The organism is Desertihabitans aurantiacus, assembly GCF_003344635.1.
Taxonomy (GTDB): Bacteria; Actinomycetota; Actinomycetes; order Propionibacteriales; family Propionibacteriaceae; genus Desertihabitans; species Desertihabitans aurantiacus.
The window spans coordinates 1-11,179 of sequence record NZ_QPKK01000122.1 but is presented as its reverse complement, the minus strand read 5'-3'; the positions used below and the strand labels follow the sequence as shown (position 1 = coordinate 11,179).

10 protein-coding genes are annotated in these 11,179 nt (G+C 72.9%); 1 reads left to right on the top strand and 9 read right to left on the bottom strand.

Features of this window, described 5'->3' with window-relative positions:
• The 5 genes from DVA66_RS11190 to DVA66_RS11170 form a co-directional block, all read right to left on the bottom strand.
• On the bottom strand, positions 1-524 hold a 524-nt coding region (locus DVA66_RS11190), incomplete at its 3' end, for an adenylyltransferase/cytidyltransferase family protein (protein WP_114560160.1).
• A complete protein-coding gene (locus tag DVA66_RS11185; RefSeq protein ID WP_114560159.1) occupies positions 521-901 on the bottom strand; it encodes an adenylyltransferase/cytidyltransferase family protein in 381 nt (126 codons plus the stop codon). The genes DVA66_RS11185 and DVA66_RS11190, both read right to left, overlap by 4 nt.
• Positions 902-1,159: 258 nt before the next feature.
• Positions 1,160-3,754: an ATP-dependent chaperone ClpB gene (gene clpB, locus DVA66_RS11180; RefSeq protein ID WP_114560158.1), complete on the bottom strand. Its 2,595-nt coding sequence runs from the start codon at positions 3,752-3,754 to the stop codon at positions 1,160-1,162.
• 142 nt (positions 3,755-3,896) lie between these two features.
• Positions 3,897-5,174 carry an MFS transporter gene (locus DVA66_RS11175; RefSeq protein WP_114560157.1) on the bottom strand — a complete coding sequence of 426 codons (1,278 nt, stop codon included), beginning with the start codon at positions 5,172-5,174 and terminating at the stop codon, positions 3,897-3,899.
• A gap of 105 nt (positions 5,175-5,279) precedes the next feature.
• On the bottom strand, positions 5,280-6,098 hold the full coding sequence (locus tag DVA66_RS11170) for an Fpg/Nei family DNA glycosylase (protein WP_114560156.1): 819 nt from the start codon (positions 6,096-6,098) through the stop codon (positions 5,280-5,282).
• A gap of 68 nt (positions 6,099-6,166) precedes the next feature.
• Between DVA66_RS11170 and DVA66_RS11165 the strand changes: the two genes are divergently transcribed.
• A complete protein-coding gene (locus tag DVA66_RS11165) occupies positions 6,167-7,624 on the top strand; it encodes an MFS transporter (RefSeq protein WP_232821906.1) in 1,458 nt (485 codons plus the stop codon).
• 4 nt (positions 7,625-7,628) lie between these two features.
• Here the strand turns inward: DVA66_RS11165 and DVA66_RS11160 are convergent, their stop codons facing one another.
• The 4 genes from DVA66_RS11160 to grpE form a co-directional block, all read right to left on the bottom strand.
• Positions 7,629-8,831 (bottom strand): SPL family radical SAM protein, encoded by a 1,203-nt coding sequence (locus tag DVA66_RS11160; protein ID WP_232821905.1) that lies wholly within the window; start codon positions 8,829-8,831, stop codon positions 7,629-7,631.
• 120 nt (positions 8,832-8,951) lie between these two features.
• Positions 8,952-9,377 carry a heat shock protein transcriptional repressor HspR gene (locus tag DVA66_RS11155; RefSeq protein WP_114560155.1) on the bottom strand — a complete coding sequence of 142 codons (426 nt, stop codon included), beginning with the start codon at positions 9,375-9,377 and terminating at the stop codon, positions 8,952-8,954.
• Between the two features lie 14 nt (positions 9,378-9,391).
• On the bottom strand, positions 9,392-10,549 hold the full coding sequence (dnaJ, locus tag DVA66_RS11150; protein WP_114560154.1) for a molecular chaperone DnaJ: 1,158 nt from the start codon (positions 10,547-10,549) through the stop codon (positions 9,392-9,394).
• 22 nt (positions 10,550-10,571) lie between these two features.
• Positions 10,572-11,179: nucleotide exchange factor GrpE (gene grpE / locus DVA66_RS11145; protein WP_114560153.1), on the bottom strand; the 608-nt coding region annotated here is incomplete at its 5' end.

The window sequence follows — 11,179 nt, the reverse complement described above, 5'->3', positions numbered from 1 at the left end:
GTCCGCGCGGCCAGCGGGCTGGCGGGCCAGAAGAGCCGGCGCCGGCCGGTGCCGGCGACGCGGGCCTTGGCGCGCCGCCGCGGCTGGCGGTCGCCGAGGGCGCCACGCAGCAGCGTGCTGGAGACGTCCTGGGTGTAGGGGAAGTACTGCACCTGCACGCCGACCGAGGCCATGTCGCGCTCGAGCTGGTCGCCCTTGGGCGAGCCCTGCCAGTCGTCGCCCTTGATGATCACGTCGAAGCCGACCCGGCGCCAGGCGAGCAGCTTGTCGCTGGACTCGTCCACCACCACGTCGTCGACGACGTCGATCGCCGACACCACGCGCATCCGCTCGGCCAGCGGCACGACCACCGTCTTGTTCTTCGCCTGTGCCAGGACCTCGTCGGTGACCACACCGACGACCAGCCGCTGGCACAGCTCACGGGCCTTCAGCAGGATGTTGAGGTGCCCGACGTGGAACATGTCCCAGGCCCCCGGCACGTACCCGACCTCGGGCAGCGCGAGGGGCTGCGTCAGGGCCGTCATGCCGGCTGCGGGACGGGACGGAGCGCGCGGCGCAGCGCACGCGAACGGCTGATCACCCGGGGACGCAGCACGACGTGCGCGTCGATCCCCGGCCCGTCGGACTGCTGGGCCACCGTCAGGATGGTGGTGCCGTCGTCACCGGCCGACACCACGGTGTCGTCGTGGACGACCACCTCGTCCACCGCGCGCAGGTGCCTGGCCACCTCCAACCGGGACGCCAGGTCCATCACGGGCGCACGGCCCGTCCGGCGCTGCACGTCCTCGTCGGACAGCACGCCGAGCACCAGGCGGTCGCCGTAGTGGCGAGCCTGGGCGATGAGATCGAGATCGCCCACGTTGATCATGTCCAGGGCGCACGCCAAGTACACACGTCGCATTTTGCAGACCTTCCCCCGAAGATCAGGACGGTGAGAACCACCGTCCTTCAGCGTCCGGCGCGAACGTACTTCTGGTCACCGGACTTGCTAAGTCTGGGAGGCCAGGCTGTGAGAAGGAAGCGAGAATCCGGCATTCTCAGCGAAGTTTTTGACTAAGATCTCCGCAGTCAAGAAGTTGTACCGTTTTGACACTTCTGACCACGTGCGACAATGCCGCACCACGCCGGCCGGGCAGTGCCGGCCGGCGCGGAACGGCGGTCAGGACGCCGCCGGCACCCCCTCCAGCACCCGCAGCCCGTCGCCCTCGGGGTCGAGGTCGAAGGTCACGACGTCGCCGTCGCCGACCTCCCCCGACAGCACCCTGCGGGCCAGCGCGTCCTCGATCGAGGACTGCACCAGACGGCGCAGCGGACGGGCCCCGTAGACCGGGTCGAAGCCGGTGAGCGCCAGCCAGTCCTTGGCCGCCGGGGTCAGCTCGACCCGCAGCCGGCGCTCCGCCAGCCGGGCGTTGAGCCGGTCGAGGTTGATGTCGACGATCCGGGTCAGCTCCTCGGTGCCGAGGGTCTCGAACAGCACCACCTCGTCCAGCCGGTTGAGGAACTCCGGCTTGAACGCCTGCCGCACCACGCCCATCACGGCGTCCCGCTTCACCTGCTGGTCCAGGCTCTGGTCGGCCAGGAACTGCGAGCCCAGGTTGGAGGTGAGGATCAGCAGCACGTTGCGGAAGTCGACCGTGCGGCCCTGGCCGTCGGTGAGCCGGCCGTCGTCGAGCACCTGCAGCAGCACGTCGAACACCTCGGGGTGGGCCTTCTCGACCTCGTCCAGCAGCACCACCGAGTAGGGACGCCGCCGCACCGCCTCGGTCAGCTGGCCGCCGGCCTCGTATCCCACGTAACCCGGAGGCGCACCGACCAGTCGCGACACCGAGTGCTTCTCGCCGTACTCGCTCATGTCGATCCGCACCATCGCGTGCTCGTCGTCGAAGAGGAAGTCGGCCAGCGACTTGGCCAGCTCGGTCTTGCCCACCCCGGTCGGGCCGAGGAAGAGGAACGAGCCGGTCGGGCGGTTCGGGTCGGAGATGCCGGCCCGCGAGCGGCGCACCGCGTCGGAGACGGCGCGGACGGCGTCGCGCTGACCGATCAGCCGCTCACCGAGGCGCTCCTCCATGTGCAGCAGCTTCTCGCTCTCGCCCTCCATCATCCGCCCCACCGGGATGCCGGTCCAGGCAGCGACGACCTCGGCGATGTCGGCGGCACCGACCTCGTCGGCCACCATCGGCGTGCTCTGCCGCTCGGCCTCGTCGGCCGCGGCGAGCTCGCGCTCCATCGCCGGGATGTCCTCGTAGTTGATCTTGGACGCCCGCGCCAGGTCACCCTCGCGCAGGGCCCGGTCGGCCTCCGAGCGCAGCGCGTCGATCTCCTGCTTGAGCTCACCGACCCGGTTCAGGCCCTGCTTCTCGGCCTCCCAGCGCTGCTCCAGGGCGCGCAGCTCCTCCTCGGCGTCGGCCAGCTCGGAGGTGAGCCGGCCCAGCCGCTCACGGCTGGCGGGGTCGTCCTCCTTCTCCAGCGCGAAGTGCTGCATCCGCATCCGGTCGACGTTGCGACGCAGCTGGTCGATCTCGACCGGGGAGGAGTCGATCTCCATCCGCAGCCGGCTGGCCGCCTCGTCCACCAGGTCGATCGCCTTGTCGGGCAGCTGGCGGGAGGTGATGTAGCGGTGCGACAGGCTGGCTGCGGCCACCAGCGCGCCGTCGGTGATGGCGACCTTGTGGTGGGCCTCGTAGCGCTCGCGCAGACCGCGCAGGATGGCGATGGTGTCCTCCACCGTCGGCTCGCCGACGTAGACCTGCTGGAAGCGCCGCTCCAGCGCCGGGTCCTTCTCGATCCGCTGGCGGTACTCGTCCAGGGTGGTGGCGCCGATCATCCGCAGCTCACCACGGGCCAGCATCGGCTTGAGCATGTTGCCGGCGTCCATCGAGCCCTCGGCCGCACCCGCCCCGACGACGGTGTGCAGCTCGTCGATGAAGGTGATGACCTGGCCCTCGGCCTCGCGGATCTCGGTCAGCACCGCCTTCAGCCGTTCCTCGAACTCACCGCGGTACTTGGCCCCGGCGACCATCGAGGTGAGGTCGAGCGAGACCAGTCGGCGTCCCTTGAGCGAGTCGGGGACGTCGCCGTCGACCAGCCGCTGGGCCAGCCCCTCGACGACGGCGGTCTTCCCGACGCCGGGCTCGCCGATCAGCACGGGGTTGTTCTTGGTGCGCCGGGCCAGCACCTGCACCACCCGGCGGATCTCGGTGTCGCGGCCGATCACCGGGTCGAGCCGGCCCTCGCGGGCGCGCTCGGTGAGGTCGACGCCGTACTGGTCGAGCGCGGAGCTGGTGCCCTCGGACTCCGCGGAGGTGACGCGCTTGCCGCCGCGGGCCTGCGCGAACGCCTCCTCCAGCGCCTTCGGGGTGACGCCGAGGTCGGCCAGCAGGGCGCTGACGGTCGAGCGCACCGCGGCCAGCGCGATCAGCAGGTGCTCGGTCGCGACGAAGGAGTCGCCGAGCTTCTCCGCCCGGGTCTCGGCATCGGCCAGCACGCGGGCGAAGGCGCCGGAGAGCTGGGGCTGCGCCACCGAGGAGCCGGACGCCGAGGGCAGCTTGCTCAGCGCGCCCTGCGCGGCCGCGTCCACCGTGGCGGGGTCGGCGCCGACGGCCTGCAGCAGCGGGCCCACGGTGTTGTCGGGGACCATCAGCATCGCCCGCAGCAGGTGCTCGGGCTCGGCGGTCGGGTTCTGGTTGGTCAGCGCCAGCCGGACCGCAGTGGTCACCGCGTCACGGCTGCGGGTCGTCAACTTCTCAGTGTTCATGCAGCGTTCCTCGCACGCAGGGATGGACCCACCTTGAGCCCACCCGACTCAACTTCGGTACGGGAAGCAGTATTCCTCCTTGAGCCGACCCGACTCAACCCCGCTCAGGGGGAACTGCGGACACCCCCTGAGCGACCCGTGGTCAGCGGCTGCCGAAGACCCGACGGGCGATCAGCAGGCCGACCACCGAGAGCAGGGCGACCGCGACGTAGTAGAAGCTCGGCGCCTCCAGCAGCCCGGTCCCCTCCAGCAGCAGCACGATCCAGAAGTTGGCGAACCCGCCCAGCAGGGTGACGCCGATGTTGTAGGCCAGCGCCATCCCAGTGGTCCGCACGGCGGTCGGGAACAGGTCGGCCAGCAGCGCCGGCGTCGGGGCGAAGTAGGCCGCCATCAGCAGGCCGATGACGATCTCGGCGACGATGAACAGCGCCACGCTGCGGGTGCTCACCAGCATCCAGAATAGCGGGTAGGCCGCGAGCAGACCGAGGACGGCGGCGGGCAGCATCACCCGGGACGGGCCGTGGCGGTCGGCCAGCACCCCGAACACCGGCGACAGCACGAGCGCCACCAGACCGGCCACCACCGCGCCGGCGTAGCCGGTCCAGCCCGGCATCCCGAGGTTGGCGCTGGCGAAGTTCGGCAGGTAGGTGATCAGGTAGACCGACATCGTGGCCATCCCGACGCACATGGCCGCGGTGAGCACCCGGTGCGGGTGGTGCCGCCGCACCGTGCCCAGCGGCGAGCGCACCTTCTCGGCGGCCTCGAACTCCGGGGTGTCGTCCATGTGCGCCCGGATCCACAGCCCGATCGGGCCGATCAGCAGGCCGAACACGAAGGGCAGCCGCCAGGCCCAGCCGTACAGCGCCTCCTCGCTCACCACGGTGGTGAGGACGAAGCCCCAGCCGGCGGCGAGGAACATCGACAGCCCCTGGGTGGCGACCTGCCAGGAGGCGAAGAAGGCCTTGCGGTCCTCGGTGTGCTCGGTCATGAACGCCGTCGCCGAGCCGAACTCCCCGCCGGCGGAGAAGCCCTGGATGAGACGGGAGAGCAGGATGAGCAGCGGTGCGGCCGCCCCGACCGCGGCGGCCGGCGGGGCGAACGCCATCACCGCGGTGCCGAGCGTCATCAGCCCGATGGTCAGCGTCAGCGCCGCCTTGCGACCGCGGCGGTCGCCGTAGCTGCCGATCACCAGCGCACCCACCGGACGGATCAGGTAGGACACCCCGACCAGGCCGTAGGCGATGAGCAGCCCGACGACCCCCTCGAACTCGGGGAAGAACAGCCGCGCCATCACCGGCGCCAGGAAGGCGTAGACGATGATGTCGAACCACTCCATCGCGTTGCCCAGCGAGGCCGCCACCACGGCCCGCCGGGCGCGTCGCCGGTCGATCGGGACGGTCGCCCCGCCGGTCTCGCTCATCGATCCGCTCCTCCCGCGCACCCGCCTGGTGCGGGAGCAGCAGCGCCCCACTCTTCCCCACCGGACACGCTCCTCCCGACGGCGTCCACTCCGGGACCCAGTGGGTCAGCGCTGCTCCTGCGGGCACCAGAAGGTGGTCCGCGAGGCGACGGTGGCCCGGGCCATCTCCGCCCCGCAGCGCGGGCAGCGGGCGCCCGCCGCGCGGTGGGGCATCACGTCGAGGGTGTGCACGCCGCCGCGCCGGATCGCGGTCCGCACGCCCTCGTGGACGGCCCCGTGCAGGGTCACCAGCTCCTCGGCGGGCAGCTGGTCGGCGGGACGCCGCGGGCTGATCCGTGCCTGCCAGAGCACCTCGTCGGCCAGCAGGTTGCCGATACCGGCGAGCACGGACTGGTCGAGCAGCCGCGCCTTGACCGGGGCCGTCCCCCGGCCGACCCGCTCAGCGAACTCGGCCGCCCCGATCCGCTCGGCGTCGGGGCCGAGGGCGCTGAGGTCGGGGTCGAGCCGGACCCGGCCGAGCCGGCGCTTGTCGAACAGCCGCAGCGTGCCGCCGTCGGCGAAGGTGAGGGTGAAGCGGTCCCACTCCGGTTTGCGGTCGGGCTGCTCGGCCACCGAGGCGTAGCGGGTGCCGAGGTAGTCCCCGCCCTCGGTGGAGCTGCCGTCGGCGTGGGTGATGAGGATGCGTCCGCTCATGCCCAGGTGCAGGCCGAGGTCGGGCCCGTCCTCCGACGTCTCGCACCACATCGACTTGCCGGTGCGGAAGGCGCCGGTCAGCTCGCGCCCGAGCAGGGCCGCGCGGATCTCCCCGGCCGGGTGCGGGCGGCACTCGTAGCGGTCGGAGTCGTCGACCTCGACGATCCGGCGGCCCAGCGCGGCCGCCTCGATGGTGGCGCGGGCACTCTCGACCTCGGGCAGCTCGGGCACCCCGCGAGTCTGCCCCACCCCGCCGGGCCGCTCCCGGCCGGCCGCCGGGGACGTGGTGGGATGAGCCGGTGAGCGAGCAGCAGGTGACCCGGGCCAGCGTGGGTCTGCGGTCCGAGCGCGGGCCCGTCCTGCTGGGCGTGATGCTCGGAACCGGGCTGGTGGCGATCGACTCCACCATCCTCGCCACGGCCGTCCCGGCGCTGGTGGCCGACCTCGGCGGGTTCAGCCAGTTCCCGTGGCTGTTCTCCATCTACCTGCTGGCCTCCGCCGTGGTGACGCCCGTCTGCGGGAAGCTGGCCGACCTGGTCGGGCGGCGGACGGTGGTGCTGGCCGGGATCGGGGTGTTCGTGCTCGGGTCGGTGCTGTGCGGGCTGGCCTGGAGCATGCCGTCGCTGATCGCCTTCCGCGCCGTCCAGGGGCTGGGTGCGGGGGCGGTGCAGCCGATGACCATGACGATCGTCGGTGACCTCTACTCGGTGGCCGAGCGGGCCACCGTGCAGGGCTACGTCGCCAGCGTGTGGGCGGCGTCGTCGGTGGTGGGGCCCACCCTCGGCGGGCTCTTCGTCGACCTGCTCGACTGGCGCTGGATCTTCTTCGTCAACGTGCCACTGGGGGCGCTCGCGGCCTGGATGCTGGCCCGGAACCTCCGCGAGCCGGCCCGCACCGGCGGCCGCCGCCGGATCGACTGGGCGGGCGCGGCGCTGCTCACCGTGGGCGCCTCGCTGCTCATCCTCGGGCTGCTCTCGGGCGGCGTGCAGTGGGACTGGGTGTCGGCGCCCTCGCTGCTCTCGCTCGGCGGCGGCGTGGTGGCGCTGCTCGCGCTGTGGGTGGTGGAGCGACGGGCGGCCGAGCCGATCCTGCCGGGGTGGGCCTTCACGCGTCGGGTGCTCAACGGCACCTACCTCAGCAACGTCGGCGTCGGCGTCCTGCTGATCGGGCTGACGTCGTACCTGCCGGTGTTCTCCCAGGAGGTGCTCGACACCAGCGCCCTGGCCGCCGGGTTCGCGCTGGCCGCCCTCACGCTCGGCTGGCCGATCTCGGCCGCCAACGCCGCCCGGCTCTACCTGCGGGTCGGGTTCCGCGACACCGGGCTGGTCGGCAGCGTCCTCGCGCTGGCCGGGACCGCATCGATGCTCGCGCTGGACGTCGACAGCTCGGTCTGGCAGGTGGCCGCCGGGTGCTTCGGCGTGGGTCTCGGGCTCGGCCTGATCGCCGCGCCGACACTGATCGCGGCCCAGTCGACGGTGGGCTGGGAGCAGCGCGGCGTGGTCACCGGGGTGACGACCTTCGCCCGCTCGATGGGCAGCGCGCTCGGGCTGGCGGTCTTCGGGGCGGTGGTCAACGCCCGGGTCGGGACGGCCGTCGGCGGCCACGGCGCCGGCGGGACGGACGTGGCGCCGGAGCTGCTGTCCGCGGGCGTCCACGACGTGCTGCTGGTCTCCACCGGCGTCGCGCTGGCGATGCTGGCCGCCGTGCTGGTGCTGCCCCGGCGCATCGACACCTCCTCGCCGACCCCGGCGCGGTAGGGGCTCAGGTCCAGTAGAGGATGCGGCAGCGCGGCAGCCGGGCGTCCAGCTGCTCGGTGAACCAGCCGCGCAGCTCGGCCATCAGCTCGCGCGGGTAGACGTGCTTGGCCGAGCCGAACTTGCCCCGCTTGACCGTCCGGCGGGCCTCGTCCATCTCCAGGGTGGTGCGCGGGTACCAGCCCTGCAGCACCTGCTTGCTGCTGGCGGTGAACCGGTGCGTGATGAGCTCGGCGGTGAGGTCGAGGTCGGTGATGTCGGCGGTGGCCTGCTCGACCAGGGTGAGCAGCTCGGAGTAGTGCTCGCGCCAGCCGTCCAGCGGCATGATCGGGGCGATGGTGAGCCCGACCGGGTAGCCGGCCAGCGCCAGCTTCCGCAGCGCGGTGATGCGCTCGACCAGCCCGCTGGTGCCGCCCTCCCAGCGCTGGGTGACGGGACGGCAGTTGACGCTGAACCGCACCCGGGTGCGCCCGGCGTGGGGCAGGTCGAGGAAGCGGTCGACGTCGTCGTACTTGGTGGTCCAGCGCAGCTGCACCGGGGCGTCCCAGGTGCCGAAGTGCTCCACGGCGCGCTGCCAGCTGCCGGTGAGGTGGTCCAGCGCCAGCGGGTCGCTGTAGCAGGACGCCTCGAAGGTGGTGCCCTCGGCGCTGCGGGCGGTCGAGCGGCTGGTGACGGTGCCGGTGCCGACATAGCCGTGCAGGTTGTCGAGGATCTCGTCGAGGTCGGCGTAGACGCGGGTGACCGGAGGACCGGACAGCGACCCCGCCAGGTAGCAGTACTGGCAGTGCGCGGGGCAGCCCTCGGCGAGGTCGACGCGCCAGTCGGCGCTGGGTGAGATCGGCTGGAGCCTCCGGCGGCTGGGCGGACTGACCACCACGGCCATCGTCGCCTTGGCCCGGGCGTAGGTCTGCCGCTCGTCGTCGCCGCGGACACCGGTCAGCCGGTTGGCGCGCAGCCGCTCGACCTCGATCCCCAGCGCCTCCACCCGCTCGACGATGCGCCGGCCGTGGGCGTGCTCGAGGGCGTCGGGGGTGATGACGACCCGCCGCGGCACCCAGCGGCGGGAGCGCCGGGGCGTCGGGGCGACCTGGGAGAGGTCGCGCTCCTGCGCCTCCTCACCGCTCGCGCTGTGCGGGGAGTCGACCTCGAGCTGGGCCAGCGGACGGTCCAGGTCGAGGTCGTCGCCCGCGGTCTGCTGCTCGGCTGCCACGCCGCCCCCCCTACCCCGCGCCGGGGGCGGGCACGCAGCGCGGACACGCACTGCTTCGGCGGGCTCGGCCGCTGGCGTCGGGTGGGACGCCCGGGTCGGGCAGCGGCTCGGGTGGAGCCGTCAGCGCCCGATGGCGCGCGGCGGGGTGAAGATCCGGCGGGCGCGCTCTGCCATCTGCACCCGACCGCCGGCATCGGCGGCGAAGAGGCGGTCCGCGGGGGCGACTCGGGCCACCCGGAGCAGCTCGGCCAGCTCGGCGTTGCGGGTGCGCAGGGTGTCGATCTCGTCCTGCATGGCGAGGATGCGTCGGATCCCCTCGAGGTTGACGCCGTCGTCCTGGCTGAGCCGCTGGATCAGCCGCAGCCGGGCCACGTCGCGGGGGGAGTACCGGCGTCCCCGGCCGCGGGTGCGGCGCGGGGACACCAGCCCCATCCGGTCGTAGCTGCGCAGCGTCTGGGGGTGCATGCCCGCCAGGTGGGCGGCGACGCTGATCGCGAAGACCGGCGCGTCGCCGTCGAGCACCTGCGGCAGGTTCTGCTCGCTCACGACCTCACCTCTGCTCAGCTACGGGCGCGGGCCGCCAGGTCGGCCCGGGGGTCCGGCGACGGCGCCGCCTCGACGAAGGCCTGCAGGGCCGCCCGGGCGGTGTCGTCGAGCTCGGTGGGCACCACCACGTCGACGGTCACCAGCAGGTCACCCAGCGTGCCGTCGTTGCGCCGCACACCCTTGCCCCGCACCCGCAGGGTGCGACCGCTGGGCGTCCCCGCCGGCAGCCGCAGCCGCACGGTCTGGCCCTGCAGGGTCGGGACGGTGATCTCGGCGCCGAGCGTCGCCTCGGCGAAGGTGACCGGGACGTGCAGCGTCAGGTTGTTGCCCTGGCGCCCGAACAGCGGGTGCGGGCGGACGTGCACGGTGACGTAGAGGTCGCCGTTGGCTCCGCCGTTCTCCCCGGCCCCGCCCTTGCCCTTGAGCCGGATCTTCTGCGCGTCGGTGACCCCGGCCGGGATCCGCACCGACATGTTCTTCGTCGAGCGCCCGCGCCCCGAGCCGTGGCAGTCCGGGCAGGGGTCCTCGACGACCAGCCCGCGCCCGCGGCACTCGGTGCAGGGCTCGCTGACCGCGAACACCCCGCCCGAGGTCGACGTCTGCATGCCCGAGCCCTGGCACTTGGGGCACACGGTCGGCACCGAGCCGGTGCGGGCCCCGGTGCCGTGGCAGGTCGGGCAGGCGGAGTCGGAGACCATCTGCATGGACACCGTCACGCCCTCGACCGCCTCGACGAAGTCGATCGTCACCTCGCCCTCGACATCGCTGCCCCGCCGCGGACCGCGCCCGGCGGCGCCACCGCGACGCCCGGCGCTGTTGAACAGCCCGCCGAACAGGTCGGAGAAGTCCGCCGACCCCGCACCGGAGGCGGCGTTGCGGAACAGGTCGTCCACCCCGGGCCCGCCGGCGCTGCCGCCGGGAGGGAACCGGAAGCCGCCGAAGCGGCTGCGGGTGGCGTCGTACTCCTTGCGCTGCTTGGGGTCCGACAGCACCGAGTTGGCCTCGGCGGCGTCCTTGAACCTCCGCTCGGCCTCGGAGTTGCCGGGGTTGGCGTCGGGGTGGTTCTCACGGGCGATCTTGCGGAACGCCTTCTTGATCTCCTCGGGCTTGGCGTCCTTGGAGACGCCCAGCACCTTGTAGTAGTCCTTCTCGAGCCAGTCCTTGGTGCTCATCGGTGGACGTCTCCTTCCTGGCTCAGGCCCCGGTCGTGCCGGGGTCGGTGACGCCCGCGCCCGGGGCGCTGGGCTCGGCGACGGCCACCCGGGCCGGACGCAGCACCCGATCCCCCAGCCGGTAGCCCGGCTGCAGGATCTGCACGCAGGTCGGCTCGGTGACGTCCTCGGAGTAGGAGTGCATCAGGGCCTCGTGCACCATCGGGTCGAACGGCTCCCCGACCTCGCCGAAGACCACCAGACCCTGCCGGCTGGTCACCTTCTCCACCGCCTCGCCGACGGCCTTGAAGGCTCCCGTCAGCTCGCCGTGCTCGCGGGCCGAGCGCAGGTCGTCCAGCACCGGCAGCAGCTCGCGCAGCACCGACTCCACGCCCTGGCCGCGGCTCAGCTCGCGGTCGCGGTCGACCCGGCGCTTGTAGTTGACGTACTCGGCCTGCAGCCGCTGCAGGTCCTGGGTGCGCTCGAGCAGGGCCTGCTCCAGCTGGGCGGCGCGGTCGTCGGCCGGCGCACCGTCCAGCACCCCCTCGACCGGCTCGGGGGACTCGGGAGCCGCCCCGGCGGCGGGCAGGTCGTCGACCGTGCCCGCCACCGCGCCCGGGTCGACCCCGGGCTCGGGCTGGGCCTCGGGCG